Raw genomic sequence first — 19,921 nt, 5'->3', positions numbered from 1 at the left:
GTTGGTGTGACATGGTTGGCAAAGGCATTTGGTTGGTCGCGGGGCAAAGGTGGAAGGACGGTGCTCGTGACGGAGCAGCCTGACGGGAAAACAGCGCCCACACCGCCCCCAGAGATTGCAGTGGTTCCGGAGATCCTGGAAGCACGGATCCGCGGCCTCCAGTTCGCGCTCGGGCAGTTGCTCGAGAATGCGCGCCAGCACACTCGCGGCGAGCATCAACGCGCCGTTCGGTTGCATCGTCAGCTACAGGCCGAGACGGTCACTGCCCGGCGGGAATCGCGAGGCCTGGTCGAGGCAGCCACCACTGAGGCACTGTCCGCAGCGGAGCCCACCGCGCGCCTGCTGGCCGACCGGTTGGCGCCTGGCCTGGCATCCATTCCCCCCAACGACGCCCGCTGGCGCTCGCGCCAACTCGTGGGCGCCGGCACCCCGTCGTACGTCCGAGTCGGCGAGCTAGATGCCGGTACTCCGGTAGTAGCGCCCCTATTGCGCACAAGCGGCTGGCGGGTGACCGCCGATCGCAACGAGTCGGCCCGCCGGCTGCTGCAGAGCGTTGCGCTGCGCCTGATCGCGGCGGCCGAGCCGTTCCGGTTGCGGATCGACGCGTTCGATCCGCGACTGACCGGGATGATGGGACTGCTCGGCCACCTGACCACGAAGTACCCGCAATTGGTGCCGAGGGCAACGCACACGGCGGACCAGTTGCACACGGTGCTGTCCGGGCTGGTCGACGTCTCCTCGTTGCGTGCCAGCAGGCAAGCGCAGCTGGGGCACAAGCACTTCGAGGACCTCGTCCGCGAGACCGGGCGGGTCACCGATCCGTACCGGCTGATCGTGCTGTTCGACTACCCCGCCGGCATCGACCAGCTGGCCCAACGCGACCTGGTCCGGCTGGCGGCGACAGGCGCGGATCGCGGGATCTGTTTCCTGGTCCACCACGACCCGACCAGCACCGCCGAGCACGAGGTCGACGCCCGGCAACTGCTCGATCTGCTCACACCCGTTGCCATCGCAGGAGAAAAGGTCGAGCTGGCGCAACTGCCGAACGTGCCGGCCAAGCTGGATCCGGCCTTCGACGCGAATGTTGCCGCGGGCATCTGTGATGTGGTCGCCGAGCTCGCGGAGATCGCAGTACTGCCGACGATCGAGTTCAACCGGACGCTGCCGGATCGATCGACCTGGTGGCAACCGGTCAGCGACGAGCTCAGCACCGTCATCGGGTACGACGACCGCACGCCCGCGCTGGTCCGATTGCGCAGCGGCAACCCGGCGCTTCCGCACGTGCTCGTCGGTGGCGCTGTCGGCCAAGGCAAGTCGAACCTGTTGCTCGTGCTGATCCACGGTCTCGCCGCGCGCTACGACCCGGCGGATCTGGAGATGTATCTGCTCGACTTCAAGCATGGCGTCGAGTTCTCGGCCCTGGGGCCGGCCGCGGAGCGCGAGCACTGGCTGCCGCATGTGCGGGTCCTCGGGGTGCACAGCGACAGGGCGTTCGGGCTCGCGGTACTGCGGCATCTGTCCGACGAGCTCGCGCGACGGAGCGAGATCTTCAAGTCGCACGGGAATGTCGCGGACATCGCCGAGCTTCCGGCCGGTCCTGATCGCCCGCCGCGCATCCTCGCGGTACTGGACGAGTTCCAGGTGTTGCTGGAGGACGATGACGAGCTTGCCGACGAGGCGGCCCGGTTGCTGGAGCGACTGGTGCGGCTGGGCCGGGCGTACGGCGTGCACGTGGTGCTCGCGACGCAGACGATCGAAGGCGTGAAGCGGTTGTCGACGCGGCGCGACTCGATCTTCGGGCAGGTGCCTTATCGCATCGCGCTGAAGACGACGCCGGCCGATGCGCAGGCGATCCTGCGGACGGGCAACACGGCCGCGGCCGAGCTGCAGTTCCGCGGCGAGGCGGTGCTGAACGCGAACTTCGGATCGCCCGACGACAACCAGCACGTGTTGGTCAGCTTCGCCGACAAAAAGGTGCTGGACGACCTGCGTCGTGAGCTGTGGGTGAGATCCGGTACTACGCACCCGCCACGCGTCTTCCACCTAGCCGAGCCGGCGCGGCTGGCCGATAGCGCCGCCGCCGTCCAGCCTGAGCTCGGACGGCCGTGGACGGGGTTGCCGATCGCGGTGACGGAGGAGCCGGTGTCGGTGGAGGTGCGGCCGGAGCCTGGCGCCGGAGTACTGGTGCTGGGGGACGGGCCGGCGGATGCACTGGGGGTGTTGACGGGGCTCGCGGTGTCGGCGGCTGCCGCAGCCGTAGTACCGCCTCGCTTCATCTTCCTGGATGGCACCGACTCCGCACCAGCTGTTGCTGAGGGCAAGAATGCGTTGGTGCAGACCTTGCGGCAGCTCGGTTGTGAGGTCGAGACGGTGGACAAACACGCCGACGTCGTACCGCGGCTGTTCTCGCTGCGGGATGTGCTGCGTGACGGGCACGTGGGCGGTACGACGTACTTGCTGGGGTTCGGGTTTCACGGCGTACCGAAGATGCAGACGCATGCCGAGGGGTTCTTCGAGAGCCCTGCCAATGCGCTGCAGGACATCGTGCGGGACGGGCCGGCGCAGGGGCTGGTCACCTTTGGCTGGTGGAACCGGCTGCACGTCTGCACGGAGCAGCTCGGCTATGGGCGAGCCAATGTGGCGACACACGTCTTCCTACGGCACCCGCAGGACGGCGTACGGGCTGTGGCTGGGCCGTTGGTGCGGTGGGCTTCGGAGCCGCATCGGGCGCTGCTGTGGGACGGGCTGCATCCGGAGGCGCAGGTCGTCGTACCGTTTGCCCCGCTGCGCGCTGACGAGGTCGACCGCTATCTGGAGCTGGTACGCCGATGAAGACCGAGCAGCAGCAGTGGTCGGAGTACGCGCGGGCGCTCCGGCAGGTCGCCGGGGCACGGGCGGACGCGCAGCAGACGCAGGACAGGCTGACAGCCAACAGGTCGAAGGCGGAGGCCACTGCGATGGCAGAGGCGGACGCGATGGCCGAGCGCGGGCGCAAGCTGGAGATCCGGCTGAACACGCTTGCGGAGAAGGCTGCGGAGAGTCTGCAACGCGCAGGGCTGCCGTCGGACGGGAAGCGCGCCTCCATCCCGTTGCCGGAGATGCGCGGTATGACTGACATGGAAGCGGCCGCCGCGAAGCTCACCAAACAGCTCGCGGAGACCGTCGACAAACTGGAAGACGTACGCAAGGCGGCCCGGGCGGAGCAGGAGCGCCGCAAGCGCCGTACGATCAGCGCCGTCGAGGTGCTGGTCGGCTTCGTCCTGGTGCTGGCAGCGAGGGGATCCCTCCTGGCCGGCTTGGAGGCAGCCGCGATCGCGGCGGTCACCCTGCTGGCCGCGTCGCGGGTGCTGGGTCTGCCGCGGCTGCCCGGCGCCCGATGGTGGGGCTGGGGCGGGGCAGCCCTGGTCGTCGTCCTGATGGCAGCAGGACTGCCGTGGTGGCTGGCGATCCTCGTACCGGCAGCAGTGTCCGGTACGGCGATCGTGCTGCCGAAGAAGCGCAACCCCTAGGAAGAAGAGGCAGTCAGTGTCCGACGTACAGCGGCTCAAGGAACAGCTGCACCAGGTCTCCGCCGAGGCCAAGCAGGCAGCTGGCGGCTTGGCCGGGTTCAAGCTCCGCTTCACCCAGCACAGCGCCCAGGTGGAGAGTCTGATCGCCGGTACGGCGACCGGAGTGGACCGCGACATCTCCGAGATCCTCGATGCCGCGGGCAAGGCGGTCGAACAAGCAGCCGAGGCCCTGGAGATCGCCTCGGCCGGCTGCAAGAGCTACGCCGACCAGATCTAGCCTCATGCCCTCCGACCTGCAGCGGGTGGCGCGCGGCCTGGTCGAGTGTCTGAACGAAGTACCGCAGGTCGTCGCCCACCTGCAACGCACGGCCGAGCGGTGTCGCGAGAACGCGGCCCTGGCCATCGTGGCGTCGCAGGGCCGGGCGACGGTCGCGGCTCAGCAGTTGGACGCGGCGGCGCGCGCTTGCGAAGAGGCCGCGCACTATCTGTCGATGGCGCCGCCCAAGGCGAAGGCGTGGGCGGAGCGTTTGGTGGGCGCATCGCGCTCGAGTGACCGGCCGGACTCGCAGTCAGCTGATCGCAACCGATCGACCGGGGGAGCAGGCGATGTCGCCGAGCGGGATCTGCTCGGCCGTGTCACCCGTACTTCGTTGCCCTTCAAACCTCTGGAAGATGCCGAGGGCAAAGAACCGCCGTTGATCACGGTCGCCCGCAAGGCCTTCGAGAAGTTCCGCAAGAAGCAGGAGAAAGACGAAGAGCAACGCGAGCAACCGGAGGAGCTCGAGGTAGAGATCCTCGTCGCGGAGTCCGGCGAGGTCGAGGTAGCCGACCAGGAACCCCCGGAAGAACGCGACTACGAAATCAAGGTCGAACTAGACGCGGCGGCTCGCGAACTCCTGAAATCAATGGAAGAACACGGCAAACAAACCTGGACCGCCGCCACCATCACCGTCACCCCAGACCACGCAACAGCCACCTTCACCTACCCCGACGAACCACCCCCGGAGCCGGCCCCACCAATCATCGACGTACACCTGCCTGAGCTCTCGGCCTCGGATGGCGACAACCAGTCCCCAGGCCAAGTCGAAGCACCGGAGATCGACGTCCCCCTCGACGATGGCCCGGACTTCGATCCCGCCTTCCACCCCCGAGCACTCGGCGACGACTTCGCTCCAGGCGTCCACGATCCTCGGAACAAGTTCCTGGCCACTGAGTGGGATACGGCCAATCGACTGGCAGCCGAGGGCTGGCGAGTCGCTGGTCGTCTTGAAGACCCCACTGTGCAGCACAAGAAGAACCCTGATTCGATGGTGCGCAAGCATCGCGCCGATCGAGGCAAGATCGTTGAGTTCAAGACCCCCACGAGCGGGACCGCCAATGCGATCAAGCGAAACATCAACGACGCCAGCGAGCAGGTGTTGCCGGCGGGTGAGGTTGTCATCGATGGTCGGCAAGTCGGACTGACCGAAGGTGACGCCCTGCGCGCCTTCCGCAGAGCATGCGGTCAGCCCGGCAAGACTGTGGCGGACGTAGTACACGTCATCCTCGGTGACGGGCGGTTGGTCACCTACGTGAAGGAGAACTGATGTCGACTGTCGAGAGCATCTTTCTCGGTACGGACTTGCCGGTTCAGCAGGTGCTCGACGATTGGCTGGTGCCTTTGTTCGGGCTCGAGAGTGTGCCTGACGAACCTCCGGAAGGCGAGGAGTTCTACGTCCGTGGCCGAGCCATTGATGCTGATGGATGGCTGGGGTTCGTGGTTCGCCCCAACGGCTATGCGGCGGTCGCCCCGGAGCCTGACGATGTGCAGGCCTTTGATGCGTACCCACTGGAGATTGCCGTCCGCTACGGCGCCCGGATCGAGGGTGTCCAGGAGCAGCAGGCGAGGCTCGTCTTCGAGAAACTGGTCGAGGCACGACCGGACGTACCAATGCTCCTGGTGCATGACTTGGACCGACTCGTCGGCGCTCACCTTCCCGGAGGCGGTACGCAGTACTGGCCAGAGCCACCGACCGTTGACGCACCTGATCAGGACAAGTGGCGCTCGTGGGTGAGGAGCGTCCCGACCGACAGGACATAGTGCCTGTACTGCGGTCGGCCGGCGCGTCTGTGAGCGTGCTGGCTGGCCGGATTGCCGACTATGTCCTGTCGGTCGGGACAGCGAATCTGGGGCGGGTTACTTCGTGGGTGGGTGGGTGGCGGTGATTTGGGTGGTGATGGAGGTGGCGTTGTAGATGTCGCCGGGGCGTAGGTGGCCGGAGACGTTTGATTCGCCGTTGAGTGGGGCGGTGTCGGCTACGACCAGGCGTGAGCCGAGGCTCTGGCCGTTCGAGGGGGAGATGATGATGTCCTGGCGGTAGCCGTTGTAGACGAAGCCGATCGCGCGGCCGTGCCTGCCGTCCAGGGTCACTACGTCATCCAGAAGCTGGATTCCGGGGATTTTCCGGGCGGCTTGGTAGAGGGCTGCTCGCAGGTCGGCCGGCAGAATTCCCGAGGCCAGCGCACCGCTGATGCGGTTGAAAGCCTTCTGGTCCGGAGGCGTGTTCTTCTCGCGGGTGTCCTGAAGACGCGTCATCGGACCCTTGACCAGGGGCTCATTGCGCAGCTTGGCGAGCAGGGCGTCCGGATCCCGTGGCTGCTTGGCGAGAAACTCAGCTGTCGGGTGATGCCAATCGGGCGTGCACGGCGCCTTGAGAACTTGCGGTTGAGTCCTCTGATCGATGACGGCGCCCTTGCAGGTGACGCGGTAGATGCTTGGCTTCGGGCGCTGGAACAGCTGGGGCGCCAACGTGCGGGCGGCCGCCTTGGCCTCGGGAGTCGCGAAGTCCACCCTGACCGGTGACAGGACCCTTTCCAGATGCTGGCGGGTGGCGTCGGCCGGGAGCCATTCGTCGACCTGCATTAGCGTCGTTGCCCTGAACTTGTGGTCGGGGCCGAACTCGTAGATGTAGGTCTGCAGAGTTGTGACCTGGCGGTACTGTCCCGGCGGGATCGGTGCCTCTGGATGGGCCGCGGCCTGCGCGGCGGCGTCGGCGAGGAAGGTGCTGGCGTCGGCGACCGTGCCGGGCAGAGGGCTCTTGTCGGGGCTGATCACGTCGACGGCCAGGAAGCCGCCGGCCAGGGGCAGGGTGAGGGCGGCGGCGACGAGTACGCGCGGTCGCGTGGTACGGCGTACCGGGGGAGGGGACAGCAGGCGTTGGCGCGCTCGGGCCAGGACGACAGGATCAGGGTCTGGTACGTCGTTGCGTACCTGCTTGAGCAGGTCTAGTTCGTTCATGACAGGTTCTCCTCGAATTCGGGGCCGAGGGCCGAGCGGAGGGCTCGACGGGCTCGGTGGAGGCGGGATCGGACGGTCCCGAGGGGGAGGTTCAGGGCTTCGGCGATCTCGGCGTAGCTGAGGTCCTCCCACGCGTAGAGGAGCAGTACGTCGCGCTCCACCTGGCGCAGGCCGGCCAGTACGCCGGTCAGAACCCGTGACACCGAGGCGGCATCGACTCGCGCCGCGACCTCGGTGGCGAGCGGGTCGCTGAGCTGGTCGAAGCCGGCCGGTTCGGAGCGGGCGTACGCGCGGTACTGGCGGACCTCGTCGCGGCGTCGGCGGTGGATCAGGTTGGTGGCGATGCCGTAGAGCCAGGGCAGCGCGCCGGCCGGCGTACCGACGTAGCGGTGTCTTCGTTCGAAGGCGATCAGGAAGGTCTGGCTGAGCAGATCGTCGGCCTCGGTACGCCCGAGCCGACGGGCGCCGTAGCGGTGGATGGTGACGGCGTGCCGGTCGAACAGCCGGGCGAAATCCTCCGCCGTCTCGCCGATCTGGATCGGGTCGGTGGTCGGCTGGATCTGGACAACATCGGCGACATACGGCTCGATCGGGGAGGCCTCGGCGGTGGCGAGTCGGAGTCGGTGCATACCTGCTTCTGCCCGCTCAGCCTGATCCGGTTCCCGCCCCATTCCCCGGAGCCTGCCACCGGCCGAGGGCAAAGCTGAAAAAAGTTCTCCGGAATTCGCGTCATGAAGCCGTCACGGGCACGTCGCTACGAGTGAACCCATCCCCACAGGGAAGTGGAAGTGATCGACGTGAACCGCAGAGTTTCGAAGTCGCTGATGGGAACACCGAGTGGCACTAGCGGGCGGCGGGTGCACTGATGTCCGATGACCCCGCTGGACCGCAACGTCGCCGCGTACGAGTGTGGTTCGGGGACCACGTCGTCGCGGACTACCGGGCGGAGGCCGATGTGGCCGACCGCTATGCAGCCGCCATGTCGCGCCGGTTCGCCGGCTTGCGCGTGACGAGTGAACCGATCCCCGCTTTGGACCCCGGCGGCCGGTCGCTGCCGGGGGAGAGGTTGTGGGAGGTAGCACCGAAATGACTGCCCGTCGCTTCCGGCTGATTCGCCATCAAGACGTCTCCGGGGTGAGTGGTACCGGCCCCGTCGCCGAAGGCGTCCAGTTCACCGACGAAGCCGTCGCGCTCCGCTGGTACGGCGACTATCCGACCACCACGGTCTGGGACGGCATCGAGTCGGTGATCGCGATCCACGGTCACCAGGGCGCCACCGAGATCGAGTGGCTCGACCCCGATCCGGGCCCGGACCCGGAGTTGCCGCGCCGCGCCGATCTGCCACCTCAGCCGTGGCCGGAGCTGCACTCGGCCCCCGAACCCCCGCCGGACGAGTTCGCGTCCGGCCGGCAGACCACGACCGGATCCGGCGCCGCGGACCCGGTCTGACCCGGAACGGGCCGGCGCCGAACTCCCTCCGGCGCCGGCCCGCTCATACCCCTCAGCCCATCTCCATGGTCTCCTCGAGGTCCAGGTTGTAGAACTTCGTGGGACCGTCGCACAGCTCCATCATCTTGGCGGCGAACTCGGAGGTGTCCGCGCGGTCGGAGTTCGCCTTCGCTTCCTCGTAGGAGCCGAACTCGACGATGGTGAAGTAGCGGCCCGGCTCGTCCCGGTCGGCGCAGGACATCGCCCTGGTCGGCCCGGGATCCTCGTCGGCCTCGCGGTCCTTGCTGTACTGCTCGGTGAGCGCCCGTACTTCGTCCGGCTTCGACGTCCGGTACTCGATGATCTGAACGAAACCAGCCATGTCTTCCCCCTTGGTTGCTTGAACGTCCTAAACCTGACAGTGCGCTTGGCGACCCGGAGGCCGCAAGAGGTGAAACACAGCTGTGACGCGGTGCGGACGGCAGGCCACGAAGCGTGGTTGTCTGCCCTCGGCAGAGCGGCTGGGCTTTGTCCACGCGGCCTGATTGGCTGGCGCCGTGGACATTCTGATTCTTGGCGGTACGGCGTTCGTCGGGCGCGAGCTCGCAACTCACGCGTTGGCCCGTGGACATGCGGTGACCTGTCTAGCGCGCGGTGAGAGCGGCGGCGTTGCCGAAGGCGCCAGGCTTCTCGCCATCGACCGGAGCCTGGCGGACGCGTACGACGCAGTTCCGGCGCAGGAGTGGGACGCGGTTTTCGAAGTGTCATGGCAACCCGGTTTCGTCCGGGGTGCGCTGGAGGCCTTTGGTGCGAAGGCGAAACACTGGACCTATGTGTCATCCGGCAACGCGTACGAGAAGTACGACGTACCGGGTGCCGACGAGTCCGCGCAGTTGCGAGAGGCAACTGACCAGGAGGTCGTGGACCGGGAGCTGTACGGCGAGGCCAAGGTCGCCTGTGAGCTGGCGTCGGTGGCGGCGGTCGGGGATCGGCTGGTGATCGCGAGGGCCGGGCTGATCGGCGGGCCGGGGGACAAGAGCGATCGTGGTGGCGCCTGGGTGGCTCGTGCGGCGCGAGCGCCCAAGGAGCCGTTGCTGGTGCCGGACACGCCCGATCTCGCGACGTCGGTGGTCGACGTACGGGATCTCGCGTCTTGGTTGCTGGACTGTGCTGAGAAGGGCACGACCGGGACCTTCGACGCGGTAGGGCCTGTGATTCCGTTCGGCGAGTGGATCGACCTGGCGCGCAGGGTGGGCGGACACACCGGGCCGGTGGTGCTCGCGCCGCAGGAATGGCTGGAGGAGCAGAAGGTCGAGCAGTACATGGGGCCCGAGTCGATCGCGATGTGGATGACTGAGCGCGGCTACGAGGGCTGGTCCTCGCGGAGCGGCGCCGCGGCGTTCGAAGCGGGGCTGAAGCATCGGCATCGTGAGGAGCTCATGGTCGACACTTTGGCCTGGGAACGTGAGCTCGGCCTCGACCGTGATCGCAAAGCAGGCTTGAGTCTCGCTCGCGAACAGGAGCTGATCAAGTCGCTGCCGAAGTAACGGCGGCATCGCTGACGCCGCGTTCGACGTATGCCTGCCATGCCCGGCCGAGCCGCTCGACACCTTCTGTCAGCGTCTCGGTCGGCGCGGCGTAAGGGAGGCGCGTGTACTGGTCGCTGCCGCCGAAGACGGCCCCCGGCAGCAGCGCGACGCCGTACCGGAGAGCGACCTGGCTGAAGTGGGTCGCGTTGCCCTGCGGCAGGCGCACCCGGCGATCACCATCGAGGATGGGCGAAGTCGATGGTGGCCAGCGGCCCGTCGAGGAATTGAGCCGACGCCTGCTCGCCCGCCAGCTCACCACTCGACACGAGCGGCCGCCGGGTCGCGCTCACCGTCGTACCGCTGCCGCGACGCCGCTCGACCCGCCCGTCGTCGCCCAGCACCCGGTACGCCGCTACGACGGTCGTGCGGCTGAGCGTCAACGCCTCGGCGAGAGCGCGTTCGGGTGGCAGTTGCGCGAGTGGCGGGAGCTCGCCGCGATCGATCAACTCGGCCAGGCCCTGACTGAGCCGCCGGTACAACGGGCCGGAGCGGGAGCCAATGCCGACGAGCATGCGGGCGATCTGAGCCGCGGAGTACTTCAAATCTGCGGAGTACGTCAAAGCAAGTCCAATTCGGCCGAGGTGGCCCTTGTCGTCGCTGCTGGATCGGGCCAATCTAGCGCGGGTGATCAGTTACCAGTTCGAGTACTCCGAACGGTTGCGGTGCGCGTTCATCGGCGCGGGCGAGCATTCCTACCGCAACGTGTATCCGGCGTTCCAGTACGCGCCGGTCGAGTTGCTGGCGGTTTGCGACGTACGGATCGAGCGCGCCCGGCAGTACGCGCGGACCTTCGGGGCGGCGGCGGCGTACGGGGATCATCACGAGATGCTGGCCCGGGAGCGGCCCGACGCGGTCTTCATCGTGACCTCGTACACCGAGGACGGTCAGGTCCAGGCGACGCAACTGGCCGAGGAGTGCATGCGGGCCGGGGCGCATGTCTGGATGGAGAAGCCGACCGCGACCAGTCTCGCCCAGGTCGACCGGCTCGCCGAGGTGTCGGCGCGGACCGGCCGGCAGCTGATGACCGGGCTGAAGAAGATCTTCACGCCGGCGATCGAGAAGGTGAAGGCGATCATCGAGACGCCGGAGTTCGGCCGGGCGAGCTCGATCTCGGTCCGGTACCCGCAGGCGATGCCGCCGCCGGACGAGCGGGGCGACGACTGGCGGATGATCGGGTTCCTCGATCACCTCTTCCACCCGGCCGCGATCCTCGGGCACCTGATGGGGCGCGTCGATCGACTGAGTTACGAGTGGGAGCCGCGGACCGGCGCGAGCGTGTCGAGCCTGCGCTTCGAGTCGGGCGCGATCGGCACGTTGCATCTCACCGCGGGATCGGCCGCGACGAGCCCGCTCGAACGGGTCGAGGTGGTCGGCGAGGACGCGAACGTTGTCGTCGACAACGGTACCCGGCTGACCTATTACCGCGCTGGGGCAACCATTCCGTACGGCCGCACCGGTTCCTTCGTGGTCGACGACGCAATGGCGCCGTTGCATTGGGAGCCGGAGTTCTCGCTCGGGCAGCTCTCGAACAAGAACCTGTTCCTGCTCGGCTACGTGCCCGAGGTGCTGCACTTCTGCGAGAGCGTGCTGCGGGACGAGCCGCTGACGAAGGGCACGCTGGCCGACGTACGGCGAATCGTGGAGTTGTACGAGCTGTACCGGAAGACACCGAGTGGAGTGGTCGTCGATGCACCCTGAACTGATCGAAGCCGACGAGGTGGTCGTCGACGAGCAGGAGTGGGGGCGGCTTGAGTGGATGGTGTCCGGGGCGCTCGGCAACTCCTCGACGATGACCATCGGGCGCTGCTACATCCGCCCGGGGCAACAGAATCCGCGCCACCATCACCCCAACTGCGACGAGGTGCTGCACGTCCTGCAGGGCAGCATCGAGCACTCGCTGGACGACCGGGTCTTCGCGATGGGCCCCGGAGACACGGTGAGCATCCCGTCGGGCGTGGTACACAACGCCCGCAATGTCGGCGCCGACGAGGCGATCTTCGTGATCGCGTTCTCTACGCCTGATCGGCAGGTCGTGGGAGAGTAACGGGCATGCGGTTGCTGCTGATCTCGGACACCCATCTGCCGGCCCGCGCGAAGAAGTTGCCCGCTGTTGTCTGGGCGGCGGTCGACGAGGCAGATGTGGTGATCCACGCCGGCGACTGGGTGAGTGTCGAGCTGCTCGACGAGCTGACCGAACGCGCGAACCGGTTGATCGGCTGCTGGGGCAACAACGACGGACCGTTGCTCAGGGCAAGGTTGCCCGAAGTCGCACGGGTCACGCTGGATGGCTTGTCCGTCGCGGTCGTCCACGAGACTGGTACGGCGAAAGGCCGCGAGGAGCGCTGTGAACGCGCCTATCCGGACGTCGACCTGCTCGTCTTCGGGCACAGCCATATTCCCTGGGACACCACATCGCCGCGCGGGTTGCGACTACTCAACCCGGGATCACCCACCGATCGCCGACGTCAGCCGCACTGCACCTACCAGACGGCCGTGATCGAGTCAGGCCGCCTGACAAAAGTTGCCCTGCACAACCTTTAGGCGTTGGCTGCTTCCTTGACGCGGGTCTTGATCCGGTCGCGAACCTCTTCCGGGGTGTAGGCACGGCGCTTGCGCTCGCCCCGTGCGATGACGACGCCCGTGGCGGCGACTCCGACGATCCCAGCCAGTCCTATGACCTTCCATGCCTTCATGTCACTAATCTAGCGACGTGGAGACACGGATTTCACTGGATGACGCTACGGAACTGACACGAACGGGTGACATTTGGCTGTTTCGCGGTGGGAGCGCCGCCGATCGCGCGATCCAGCTGACCACCAACAGCCCGATCAACCACGTCGGGATGGCGATCGTGCTCGAGGACCTGCCGCCGCTGATGTGGCACGCGGAACTCGGCCGCTCTCTGCCTGACGTGTGGACCGGCAACCACCAGCGCGGAGTACAGCTGCATGATCTGCGCGATGCGGTGCTCACCTGGTCGCGACGGTACGGGCAGCGGGCGTGGCTGCGGCAGCTCGAGTACCCGGTGACTCGGGAGACAGAGGACGCCGTACTGCGTACTGTGGCGCGCCTGGACGGTACGCCGTTCCCGTCGACGGCGCGGCTGGCGTCACGCTGGTTGCGCGGCCGGATCCCGCAGTTCCGCCGGGGCGAACGGGACTTGAAGCTGGAGAGCGCGTACTGCGCGGAGGTGGTCGCCGTGACGTACGAGGACATGGGGCTGCTCCCGGCTGGCCGGCGACCGAACTGGTACGACCCGGGGCGCTTCTGGAGTGGTGACGACCTGGACCTCATCGACGGCGCGACGCTGGGCGAGGAGATCGCAGTGGACATCCCGCCGGCGTAGTACGGGCTGCGCCGACGCTGCGGTCGTACGGGCTGCTTCGCGGGTGAGCGCTAGGCGGCGTGGCGGGCGCGCATCCAGAGGATGACGTCGAGGGTGCGCAGTGGGGTGATCATCGGGCCGAGCTCGGCGGCTTCGTGGGCGCGATCGAGATGGCTGCGGACCTCGAGGGTCAGTGCCTCCTGCAACGAGATCCACCAGCTTGCGCCCTTGCCCAGATCGACCAGCTGGCTGACCTGCTGGTCGTAGATCGGGATCAGCCGGGGCCGTTTGCGCGCCAGCAACTTGCTCGCGGTGACTCCCGCGGTGCCGTGCTCACCGCCGTTCCAGGCCATCGCCCGGAACTTGGTGAACAGCCGGTACGCCGCCGACTTCGGGCTCAGCTCGGATCTCGGCACGGTCCACAGATCGGCATCGGCGGGGATCTCGGTCAGCAGACCGCTGATCTCGTCGGCGTCCGGGCCGAGCAGACGCGCGGAGACCGTGATGGGCAGCCGGATGCTGAGTGAGGACAGCGCGACGATGTCGTCCGCGGTGAGTCGGTTGCGGTTGTGGTCCTGGTCTTCGGCCGAGCCGATCTGCTCGAACCAGCGGCCGGCGTAGCCCGTGTTCGGCGGACCGTCCTGGAAGTAGGTGCGCAGATCGTCGAGGGCCTGCGGATCCGCGACGATCCGCAACAGCCTCGTGGACAGGCTGGTGTCGATACTGAGCTGCATGGTCCCCCCGCGGTTTGCCTGGCCGCGGCGCCTTCCGGCTTCCCCCCGCGCTTCCATACGGCCTATCGACAAGATCAGGTGGCTCGTTACATCTGATCTCGGCCGATCCTGAAACTGTCGGTGGCACGTGATTGGCTTGTAGTAACCGGATTCGAGCTGAAGGAGGCGCCCGGGGATGTATGCCGTCATCGACACCGAGACCACCGGTCTGTGGCCCGGTCATCGCCATCGGGTGATCGAGGTCGCCGTCGTCCTGCTCGATGCTCAGGGGCGATTCGAGCAGGAGTGGGTCACGCTGCTGAATCCGCAGCGCGATCTCGGGCCGCAACACATCCACGGGATTCTGACCGCCGACGTGCTGGCGGCGCCGGAGTTCGCGGATGTCGCGGGCCGGCTGGGGGAGTTGCTGGCGGGGCGGATGGTGGTCGGGCACAACGTCGAGTTCGACCTGGGGTTCCTGCGGGCTGAGTTCGCCCGGCTGGGATTCACGGTGCCGTTGATCACCGAGCGGTCCATGTGCACGATGGCGCTGGCCGGCTACCTCCATCCCGGTGCCAAGCGGACGCTGGGAGCTTGTTGCTCGGCGGCCCGGATCTCGCTCGAGGGCTGGCATTCGGCGCTGGCCGATACGCGAGCGACGGCGCAGCTCTTCAGCCACTATCGGCAGGCCTTTCCATCGCCTCCTCCGTGGCAGTGGGCTTATGAGGAGGTACGGCGCCTGCGGTGGCCGGCCTTGCCAGGTACTGATGGCATGGCGACTGTGCGGCCCGTGCATGCGGGCGGCCGGCATGGCTGGATGAGCCGGCTGGTCGACCAGTTGCCGCGGGTGCCGGAGCCGCCGCAGGCCGACTCGTATCTCGCCGTCCTCGACATGATCCTGGCCGATCGGGAGATCAACCAGGCCGGGGCGGATCAGCTCGTCCACGTGGCGACGGATCTCGGCCTGACTCGATCGCAGGTGGACGAGTTGCACCAGGTTTACGTCACCGATCTCGCCGACGCGTTGTGGAGCGAGGGGCCGGTCAGCCCGGACGAACGCGACGACCTCGATCGGGTCGCGGTGATGCTCGGGCAGCGGGTCGCGGATGTCGACGATGCCTTGCTCCGAGCGAGCGGCGGGCGGTATGTCGTACCGGCTCGGCCTGGGGCGCAGGGGTTTCCGGTGGGGAGCAGTTTGGTGTTCACCGGGGACATGGTGGAGCCGCGGGAGGTGTGGTGGGATCGCGCGGTGTCGGCAGGGTTCGTGCCGCAGGAGGCGGTTCGGCCGGACACCACGTTCGTGGTCGCGGCCGATGTGGACAGCCTCTCGGTGAAGGCGCGGGCGGCGCGGGAGTTCGGCGTACCGATCATCGCTGTGGAGGACTTCGTCCGGCTCGTGCAGCCGGATCAGCGGAAGGCCGGGTGAGTTGGCTGGGTAGGGTGCGGGCGTGGACAAAGCGGAGCTGGGCCGGCGGATTCATCAGGTGTCGCATCTGACCGGCGAGTTCAGGTTGCGGTCGGGGATCACGACGACGGAATACTTTGACAAATATCGGTTCGAGGCTGATCCGGTCCTGCTGGACGCGATCGCCGAGGCGATGGTTCCGTTGGTGCCTGCTGGGACCGAGGTGCTTGCTGGGCTGGAGATGGGCGGCATTCCGGTGGTGACGGCGCTTGGCCGGCGTACGGGGTTGCCGTGCGCCTTTGTCCGCAAGGAAGCCAAGTCGTACGGGACCTGCCGGCTGGCGGAGGGCGCCGAGGTCGCCGGGCGCCGGGTGCTGGTCGTCGAGGACGTCGTCACCAGTGGCGGGCAGATCGTCCTGTCCACGAAGGAGTTGCGTACTCTCGGCGCGGAGATCTCGCACGCCCTCTGCGTCATCGACCGCAACCAAGGCGGCCCAGAAGCCCTAGCCGCCAACAACCTCCAGCTGCTCTCCCTGCTAACCGCCGCCGAACTCCGGGCCTAGCTCCCAGACGTGCCGCGGTGGTGACCTTCGCGCTTCGTCTCCAGTCTTGCTGGTGACCCGCGGTGGGTTGTGCGGCTAGGCCTCAGTGGGCTCGTCGTCTTCGCGTTCGATTTCGAAGCGGAGGGTTTTGCCTGAGCGGAGGCGTTCGATGGCGGACAGGCAGGCTTCTTCGCTCATGTTCACGCCGATCTCGCCGAGCTTGTGGCGCAGAACGAGCGCCGCGTCCTCGGCCGACCGGGCGCTCGACTCGTTGATCGCCTCGATCGTGGTGGCGGTGAGCTTCTCGCGGATGTCCGGGTGAACCTCGTGAATCTCATGGGTGATTCTGAACTCCGACATCGCGCCCTCTCCCTGTGACGACCTGCCTGACCAGCTGCCACTAAGCCTAGTGCCCTGAAATCGCCTTCAGCAGTCTGCGCGCCGGTCCGGATTCTGGGTCGGCGACAGGGCAGCCCTCGTGACAGGCCGCTGACAAGAGCCGGCTCGATGGTGGTGTCACGGGCCGGAGACGGCCTGCTACAGCACGCCACAAAGGACGCCTGACCTGACGCCTGACGTCGTCAGGTCAGGACGCGGGTGACGAAGCTGTCCAGGCGTTCGGCGAGCTGTTCGGTCCGGATCTCCGGGCCGACGGTTCCGCCTTGAGGCACCTCGGGGTCGCGGAGGCCGCGGAGGTACAGCGAGCACGCGAGATCGGCGCAGATGTAGGTGCCCACGGTGTTGCCCGCCTTGCCTGCTGAACCCGCTCGGCGGGCGACGAACAGAGAGACCTCGGTGATCTGGTGCGCCGTATGGCAGAGGTCGCACAGCCCAGTACCCCGGCGCGGTTTGCCCGTTGCCGCCGTGTTGACGGCGATCCCCGTGACGCCGACCTCACGCGGTACGACGAGGTAGCCGCGGGCCGGTGCCTTCGGGTCGCGCCAGCCGAGGTAGTCCAGGCTGTCCCACGGCAGTTCGGTGAAGTCGCGCGGCAGCGTCATCGCCTTCACCAGACTCTTGGACGAGTTCACGAATGAGCGTCTGATCTCGTCCGCGGTCAGCGGTTGCACGATGGTCCTCCGGGTCTACTTTCGTGGTCCCGTCCAGCCAACCTCAGGCCGGCCGGCGCCCGCAACCCGAATAACCAGTTGCCTCTAGCAACCGTCGACGTACCCAGCGGTGCGGTCCGGGTCGTGGTTGCGAAGATCGGCGCCGAAGTCGACGTGGGCCCTTGAGGCGGAGCAGGAGCGAGACCCAAGCGGCGCTGCTACCGCCTTCGAGGGTGAGGGTGAGGTCGGTACCGTTCTTCTCGTCGGGCGTCAGAGTGAAGGCGACGCGATGGCCGAGCAGGCGGACGGCGTACAGCTGGTCCTGGACGGCTTGCTCGATCGGGGCGTCGTCGGTCTTGCCGTCGGGCAGGACGAAATGGATCACCCCGTTGGTCTCTTTGGCCGATTCGGCCCAGAGGCGGGACCGGCCCAGCGGGGTACTGATGGCTCGGTAGACCTCGCTGGGTGCCGAACGGAAGTGGACTTTCCACCGGGACGAACTCACGGGACCTCCTCGTCAGCCGCTGGGTCTGCGGCCGCACCCCTGATTATCCGGTATAGACCGGTCGCTGGGGGTGGACGAATCAACCTGAGCCTGCCAGGGTTGACGATGCAAACTTAAACTATTCCTCTGGAGGCAGGCTGTATGTCCACTGACTACTCCGAACTCACCGGTGACTACACGATCGACGCCTCGCACAGCCGGATGGGGTTCGTCGCCCGGCACGCGATGGTCGCGAAGGTGCGCGGCGGGTTCGACGAGTTCGCGGGCTCGGTCCACGTCGACGGCGCGAAGCCGGAGAACTCGACGGCTCAGGTGACCATCCAGGCCAAGAGCATCGACTCCCGCAACAAGCAGCGCGACGACCACCTGCGCAGCAACGACTTCCTCGACATGGACAACCACCCGGAGATCACCTTCGTCTCCACCTCGGTCGCACCGGCCGGCGACGACCACTTCACGGTGACGGGTGACCTGACGATCCGCGGCGTGACGAAGTCGGTGGACGTCGACTTCGAGTACACCGGCCGCGCGGTCGACCCGTTCGGCAACGAGCGGCTGGGCTTCGAGGGCGCGGTGGTCTTGAACCGCAAGGACTTCGGCGTCAGCTGGAACGCGGCCATCGAGGGCGGCGGCGTCCTGGTCAGCGAAAAGGTCACCCTGGAGATCGAGGTCTCCGCAATCAAGAACCCCTGATCCCTCCCCGTCCTGCGGTGGCATGGCGGGCGCTCAGTCGTTCCCGTACTGCACGGCGGGCGCTCAGTCGTTCCCGTACTGCAGTGCGCGGCGCCGCTCAGTCGTTCCGCGTATCGCGGTGCGCGGCGGCCACTCGGCTCGTTCCTGTGCACGGCGGCGTGGTGCCGGTGTTGCAGTCAGAGGCCGGTTCGTCGCAATGGTGTCACAATCGTCGGCGGACTCCATCCGGATCTGGTTCGTGCTATTCCGCACTGAGAGACTTCTTTCCAGTGTTGGCCAGGTCCAGGGGGTCCGCCGATGATCGACACGAGGTTGTATCGATGGCTCCGGCCCCTGCTAGGGCGCCGGCGTCGAGGTCTGCGCGCGCCGGCGGAGTTCCGGCCACGCGTGACCAGTTCCAAGGTCAGCCGGCTGGCCGCCCGGTACGACGCCGAGGTGGATGCCGCACTCGAGCGACTCTGGCCGAAGGCGCGGATCTATCACGATCGGGAGTTCACTCGTGATCGCGCCGACTTCCTGCTGGTCGTCCGCGGCCGCGGCGTGATGGTGGAAACGAAGGTGAAGAGCGACCCGGGCTTGTTCCGTGGCTCGACCTTGCCCCCACTACTCGACCGCCTGCAACGCGACGGCCGCCGGCTCGTGGTACTGCTGAACCAAGGAGACCCGACTCCCGCCCAGGAATTAGTCGCCACCAAACTCGGCGACAAGGCACGAGTCATCGTCTGGTCAGGCCCGGCAGACGACGCCGCCCTCTACGAAGCCGTCGAATCCCTCCTAAAACAATCAACCCGCCACGCCTAACCCATAGCCCCGGCAGCATTGGTGCGGGGTTCTGGTAGGTGGAACAGACAGCGCGGAGGGCAGGGTGGCTGCTCTCCGCGCTGTGAGTTGGCTCCGGACCGCGAGGTGTGCCCTGGGACGGGCAGCGGGACGGAGTCGTCTGTGGGGTACTGCGGGGTGGTGGTTCGGTCAGCAGGATTGGGGGGTGGTGCTGCCGCCGTCGACGACCCAGCGGCCTTGGACCAGTTCGACGCGCATCTGGTCCAGCCAGCGGGTCGGAGTACGGGCGGGGAGGACGCTCCTGCCTGAGCTGTCGACCGTGAGGGCCTGAGTGGTGTCGTAGCAGGCGCGGACGATCACGCCCTTCGAGAGCAGGACGCGTTTGGCCCAGATCACCTTGGTGGCGCCGGTGTTGTGCAGGCGCTTGGCGCGGTAGTACTTCGCTTGCTGGCTGATCGCCGTGAACATGGCCGGTGTCATCACCGGGGCGAGTTGCTCTGTCGAGCGGCCGCCGCTGCGCATCATCACATCGAAGGCGATGCGGTAGTTGTAGTACGCGTTGATCACCGGGTCGTCCGATACCGGGACGTCGGCCCCTGGTTCGGAGCCGTTGGCGATCGCGTCGGTCAGGCCGGGCTTGGCTGCCTTGTGAGCGCCAGGCGAGGACGCGGCCACGTCAGCGGACTTGTCGTCACCGCAGCCCGCGAGCATCAGGACCGGGATCAGCGTGGCGGTCACCGCCAGGTTCTGAATGCGCATTTTGTCCGAACCTCCTGTCGGGCGCGGCACTGCCGCTCGCACCCACCGGCACTGACCGTGTAACGCTGAGATACGGATCGTGGTCACTGTGACCTGGGTCACAGGTGACCCGTACGGGGGTAGGGGGTGCGGTTTGGCTCCCTGGCGGGATGTCTCCGGGCGCGCTGATTTCTAGGCTCGATCTCAGGTAATGAGACTGAGGAGTCAACCATGACGGACACCGCTCGACCCCACCCATCAACCACAGACGGACCGCTATCCGGTCACCACCCCTTGACAACCCACCACCCCATGCAACTCCGCCGACCGTTTGCGGCTCGGTTGGTTCGGTCGATCGGGTACGGCGTT

Annotated in this window: 27 protein-coding genes; 16 read left to right on the top strand and 11 right to left on the bottom strand. The window is 67.2% G+C overall.

Going from position 1 to position 19,921, the window contains the following annotated elements:
- The first annotated feature begins 66 nt into the window (after positions 1–66).
- The 5 genes from A3ES_RS0134185 to A3ES_RS0134165 are packed head-to-tail and all read left to right on the top strand — an operon-like array spanning position 67 to position 5,589.
- Positions 67–2,832, top strand: a complete 2,766-nt coding sequence (locus tag A3ES_RS0134185) for an FtsK/SpoIIIE domain-containing protein (RefSeq protein WP_237745141.1) — start codon at positions 67–69, stop codon at positions 2,830–2,832.
- Entirely contained in the window at positions 2,829–3,509 is a 681-nt protein-coding gene (locus A3ES_RS0134180) for a hypothetical protein (protein WP_020391353.1), read from the top strand. Before A3ES_RS0134185 ends, A3ES_RS0134180 begins: the two co-directional genes overlap by 4 nt.
- 16 nt (positions 3,510–3,525) lie before the next feature.
- Positions 3,526–3,786 (top strand): hypothetical protein, encoded by a 261-nt coding sequence (locus A3ES_RS0134175; RefSeq protein ID WP_012922179.1) that lies wholly within the window; start codon positions 3,526–3,528, stop codon positions 3,784–3,786.
- 4 nt (positions 3,787–3,790) lie between these two features.
- On the top strand, positions 3,791–5,095 hold the full coding sequence (locus A3ES_RS0134170; RefSeq protein WP_020391352.1) for a hypothetical protein: 1,305 nt from the start codon (positions 3,791–3,793) through the stop codon (positions 5,093–5,095).
- Positions 5,095–5,589 carry a hypothetical protein gene (locus A3ES_RS0134165; protein WP_020391351.1) on the top strand — a complete coding sequence of 165 codons (495 nt, stop codon included), beginning with the start codon at positions 5,095–5,097 and terminating at the stop codon, positions 5,587–5,589. Before A3ES_RS0134170 ends, A3ES_RS0134165 begins: the two co-directional genes overlap by 1 nt.
- Positions 5,590–5,685: 96 nt before the next feature.
- Here A3ES_RS0134165 and A3ES_RS0134160 read toward each other — a convergent pair whose 3' ends face one another.
- Together A3ES_RS0134160 and A3ES_RS0134155 are read right to left on the bottom strand one after the other, a co-directional pair.
- Positions 5,686–6,786 (bottom strand): CU044_5270 family protein, encoded by a 1,101-nt coding sequence (locus A3ES_RS0134160; protein WP_020391350.1) that lies wholly within the window; start codon positions 6,784–6,786, stop codon positions 5,686–5,688.
- Entirely contained in the window at positions 6,783–7,415 is a 633-nt protein-coding gene (locus A3ES_RS0134155; RefSeq protein ID WP_020391349.1) for an RNA polymerase sigma factor, read from the bottom strand. Before A3ES_RS0134155 ends, A3ES_RS0134160 begins: the two co-directional genes overlap by 4 nt.
- 236 nt (positions 7,416–7,651) lie before the next feature.
- Here A3ES_RS0134155 and A3ES_RS0134150 point away from each other — a divergent pair, with 236 nt between their 5' ends.
- Positions 7,652–7,876: a hypothetical protein gene (locus A3ES_RS0134150; RefSeq protein WP_026163465.1), complete on the top strand. Its 225-nt coding sequence runs from the start codon at positions 7,652–7,654 to the stop codon at positions 7,874–7,876.
- Positions 7,873–8,235, top strand: a complete 363-nt coding sequence (locus tag A3ES_RS51805) for a hypothetical protein (protein WP_020391347.1) — start codon at positions 7,873–7,875, stop codon at positions 8,233–8,235. Before A3ES_RS0134150 ends, A3ES_RS51805 begins: the two co-directional genes overlap by 4 nt.
- A 52-nt stretch (positions 8,236–8,287) precedes the next feature.
- Here the strand turns inward: A3ES_RS51805 and A3ES_RS0134140 are convergent, their stop codons facing one another.
- Entirely contained in the window at positions 8,288–8,596 is a 309-nt protein-coding gene (locus tag A3ES_RS0134140) for a hypothetical protein (RefSeq protein WP_020391346.1), read from the bottom strand.
- Positions 8,597–8,771: 175 nt separating this feature from the next.
- Here A3ES_RS0134140 and A3ES_RS0134135 point away from each other — a divergent pair, with 175 nt between their 5' ends.
- Complete coding sequence (locus A3ES_RS0134135; protein ID WP_020391345.1) at positions 8,772–9,761, top strand: NAD-dependent epimerase/dehydratase family protein; 990 nt, start codon at positions 8,772–8,774, stop codon at positions 9,759–9,761.
- Here the strand turns inward: A3ES_RS0134135 and A3ES_RS0134130 are convergent.
- Complete coding sequence (locus A3ES_RS0134130; protein WP_020391344.1) at positions 9,742–9,969, bottom strand: hypothetical protein; 228 nt, start codon at positions 9,967–9,969, stop codon at positions 9,742–9,744. The two genes, A3ES_RS0134135 and A3ES_RS0134130, sit on opposite strands and share 20 nt — an antisense overlap.
- Before the next feature lie 7 nt (positions 9,970–9,976).
- Entirely contained in the window at positions 9,977–10,363 is a 387-nt protein-coding gene (locus tag A3ES_RS0134125) for a GntR family transcriptional regulator (protein ID WP_020391343.1), read from the bottom strand.
- Between the two features lie 64 nt (positions 10,364–10,427).
- Between A3ES_RS0134125 and A3ES_RS0134120 the strand changes: the two genes are divergently transcribed.
- From A3ES_RS0134120 to A3ES_RS0134110, 3 genes are read left to right on the top strand one after another with little or no spacing between them, the layout of a single operon-like run.
- Positions 10,428–11,501, top strand: coding sequence for a Gfo/Idh/MocA family protein (locus tag A3ES_RS0134120; RefSeq protein ID WP_020391342.1), 1,074 nt, complete (start codon positions 10,428–10,430; stop codon positions 11,499–11,501).
- A complete protein-coding gene (locus tag A3ES_RS0134115; protein WP_020391341.1) occupies positions 11,491–11,847 on the top strand; it encodes a cupin domain-containing protein in 357 nt (118 codons plus the stop codon). Before A3ES_RS0134120 ends, A3ES_RS0134115 begins: the two co-directional genes overlap by 11 nt.
- A gap of 5 nt (positions 11,848–11,852) precedes the next feature.
- Positions 11,853–12,344: a metallophosphoesterase family protein gene (locus A3ES_RS0134110; RefSeq protein ID WP_020391340.1), complete on the top strand. Its 492-nt coding sequence runs from the start codon at positions 11,853–11,855 to the stop codon at positions 12,342–12,344.
- Here A3ES_RS0134110 and A3ES_RS55215 read toward each other — a convergent pair.
- Positions 12,341–12,496, bottom strand: coding sequence for a hypothetical protein (locus A3ES_RS55215; protein ID WP_020391339.1), 156 nt, complete (start codon positions 12,494–12,496; stop codon positions 12,341–12,343). The genes A3ES_RS0134110 and A3ES_RS55215 overlap by 4 nt on opposite strands.
- Positions 12,497–12,513: 17 nt before the next feature.
- Between A3ES_RS55215 and A3ES_RS0134100 the strand changes: the two genes are divergently transcribed.
- A complete protein-coding gene (locus A3ES_RS0134100) occupies positions 12,514–13,149 on the top strand; it encodes a hypothetical protein (protein ID WP_020391338.1) in 636 nt (211 codons plus the stop codon).
- A gap of 50 nt (positions 13,150–13,199) precedes the next feature.
- Here the strand turns inward: A3ES_RS0134100 and A3ES_RS51800 are convergent, their stop codons facing one another.
- The gene (locus tag A3ES_RS51800) at positions 13,200–13,862 is read right to left on the bottom strand and encodes a DUF6308 family protein (protein ID WP_020391337.1); all 663 of its coding nucleotides are present in this window, start codon (positions 13,860–13,862) and stop codon (positions 13,200–13,202) included.
- A gap of 175 nt (positions 13,863–14,037) precedes the next feature.
- On the opposite strand from A3ES_RS51800, the gene A3ES_RS0134090 reads away from it, so the two are divergent.
- Positions 14,038–15,267 carry an exonuclease domain-containing protein gene (locus tag A3ES_RS0134090; protein WP_020391336.1) on the top strand — a complete coding sequence of 410 codons (1,230 nt, stop codon included), beginning with the start codon at positions 14,038–14,040 and terminating at the stop codon, positions 15,265–15,267.
- Between the two features lie 22 nt (positions 15,268–15,289).
- The gene (gene pyrE, locus A3ES_RS0134085) at positions 15,290–15,808 is read left to right on the top strand and encodes an orotate phosphoribosyltransferase (RefSeq protein ID WP_020391335.1); all 519 of its coding nucleotides are present in this window, start codon (positions 15,290–15,292) and stop codon (positions 15,806–15,808) included.
- Positions 15,809–15,883: 75 nt separating this feature from the next.
- On the opposite strand, the gene A3ES_RS0134080 is transcribed toward pyrE, so the two are convergent.
- The 3 genes from A3ES_RS0134080 to A3ES_RS0134070 form a co-directional block, all read right to left on the bottom strand.
- Positions 15,884–16,147, bottom strand: coding sequence for a hypothetical protein (locus A3ES_RS0134080; RefSeq protein WP_020391334.1), 264 nt, complete (start codon positions 16,145–16,147; stop codon positions 15,884–15,886).
- 221 nt (positions 16,148–16,368) lie between these two features.
- On the bottom strand, positions 16,369–16,857 hold the full coding sequence (locus A3ES_RS0134075; RefSeq protein ID WP_020391333.1) for an FBP domain-containing protein: 489 nt from the start codon (positions 16,855–16,857) through the stop codon (positions 16,369–16,371).
- 43 nt (positions 16,858–16,900) lie between these two features.
- The gene (locus A3ES_RS0134070; RefSeq protein WP_020391332.1) at positions 16,901–17,341 is read right to left on the bottom strand and encodes a hypothetical protein; all 441 of its coding nucleotides are present in this window, start codon (positions 17,339–17,341) and stop codon (positions 16,901–16,903) included.
- A 141-nt stretch (positions 17,342–17,482) separates the two neighbouring features.
- Here A3ES_RS0134070 and A3ES_RS0134065 point away from each other — a divergent pair, with 141 nt between their 5' ends.
- Together A3ES_RS0134065 and A3ES_RS0134060 are read left to right on the top strand one after the other, a co-directional pair.
- A complete protein-coding gene (locus A3ES_RS0134065; protein WP_020391331.1) occupies positions 17,483–18,034 on the top strand; it encodes a YceI family protein in 552 nt (183 codons plus the stop codon).
- A 387-nt stretch (positions 18,035–18,421) separates the two neighbouring features.
- Positions 18,422–18,835 carry a hypothetical protein gene (locus tag A3ES_RS0134060; RefSeq protein WP_020391330.1) on the top strand — a complete coding sequence of 138 codons (414 nt, stop codon included), beginning with the start codon at positions 18,422–18,424 and terminating at the stop codon, positions 18,833–18,835.
- Between the two features lie 168 nt (positions 18,836–19,003).
- On the opposite strand, the gene A3ES_RS0134055 is transcribed toward A3ES_RS0134060, so the two are convergent.
- Positions 19,004–19,573 carry a hypothetical protein gene (locus A3ES_RS0134055; RefSeq protein WP_020391329.1) on the bottom strand — a complete coding sequence of 190 codons (570 nt, stop codon included), beginning with the start codon at positions 19,571–19,573 and terminating at the stop codon, positions 19,004–19,006.
- Positions 19,574–19,921 lie beyond the last annotated feature (348 nt).

This window comes from Kribbella catacumbae DSM 19601 (assembly GCF_000372465.1).
Taxonomy (GTDB): domain Bacteria; phylum Actinomycetota; class Actinomycetes; order Propionibacteriales; family Kribbellaceae; genus Kribbella; species Kribbella catacumbae.
Note: the sequence above shows the minus strand (reverse complement) of the source record. Positions and strands in the feature narration are given on the sequence as shown.

What these genes read in the sequence shown, in the direction of transcription:
- A3ES_RS0134115 (WP_020391341.1), top strand. Translation starts at nt 11,491, where the DNA reads ATGCACCCTGAACTGATCGAAGCCGACGAGGTGGTCGTCGACGAGCAG.
- A3ES_RS0134090 (WP_020391336.1), top strand. Translation starts at nt 14,038, where the DNA reads ATGTATGCCGTCATCGACACCGAGACCACCGGTCTGTGGCCCGGTCAT.
- A3ES_RS0134055 (WP_020391329.1), bottom strand. Translation starts at nt 19,573, where the DNA reads ATGCGCATTCAGAACCTGGCGGTGACCGCCACGCTGATCCCGGTCCTG.
- A3ES_RS0134080 (WP_020391334.1), bottom strand. Translation starts at nt 16,147, where the DNA reads ATGTCGGAGTTCAGAATCACCCATGAGATTCACGAGGTTCACCCGGAC.
- A3ES_RS0134150 (WP_026163465.1), top strand. Translation starts at nt 7,652, where the DNA reads ATGTCCGATGACCCCGCTGGACCGCAACGTCGCCGCGTACGAGTGTGG.
- A3ES_RS0134165 (WP_020391351.1), top strand. Translation starts at nt 5,095, where the DNA reads ATGTCGACTGTCGAGAGCATCTTTCTCGGTACGGACTTGCCGGTTCAG.
- A3ES_RS0134065 (WP_020391331.1), top strand. Translation starts at nt 17,483, where the DNA reads ATGTCCACTGACTACTCCGAACTCACCGGTGACTACACGATCGACGCC.
- A3ES_RS51805 (WP_020391347.1), top strand. Translation starts at nt 7,873, where the DNA reads ATGACTGCCCGTCGCTTCCGGCTGATTCGCCATCAAGACGTCTCCGGG.
- A3ES_RS51800 (WP_020391337.1), bottom strand. Translation starts at nt 13,862, where the DNA reads ATGCAGCTCAGTATCGACACCAGCCTGTCCACGAGGCTGTTGCGGATC.
- A3ES_RS0134110 (WP_020391340.1), top strand. Translation starts at nt 11,853, where the DNA reads ATGCGGTTGCTGCTGATCTCGGACACCCATCTGCCGGCCCGCGCGAAG.
- A3ES_RS0134160 (WP_020391350.1), bottom strand. Translation starts at nt 6,786, where the DNA reads ATGAACGAACTAGACCTGCTCAAGCAGGTACGCAACGACGTACCAGAC.
- A3ES_RS0134155 (WP_020391349.1), bottom strand. Translation starts at nt 7,415, where the DNA reads ATGCACCGACTCCGACTCGCCACCGCCGAGGCCTCCCCGATCGAGCCG.
- A3ES_RS0134140 (WP_020391346.1), bottom strand. Translation starts at nt 8,596, where the DNA reads ATGGCTGGTTTCGTTCAGATCATCGAGTACCGGACGTCGAAGCCGGAC.
- A3ES_RS0134170 (WP_020391352.1), top strand. Translation starts at nt 3,791, where the DNA reads ATGCCCTCCGACCTGCAGCGGGTGGCGCGCGGCCTGGTCGAGTGTCTG.
- A3ES_RS55215 (WP_020391339.1), bottom strand. Translation starts at nt 12,496, where the DNA reads ATGAAGGCATGGAAGGTCATAGGACTGGCTGGGATCGTCGGAGTCGCC.
- A3ES_RS0134180 (WP_020391353.1), top strand. Translation starts at nt 2,829, where the DNA reads ATGAAGACCGAGCAGCAGCAGTGGTCGGAGTACGCGCGGGCGCTCCGG.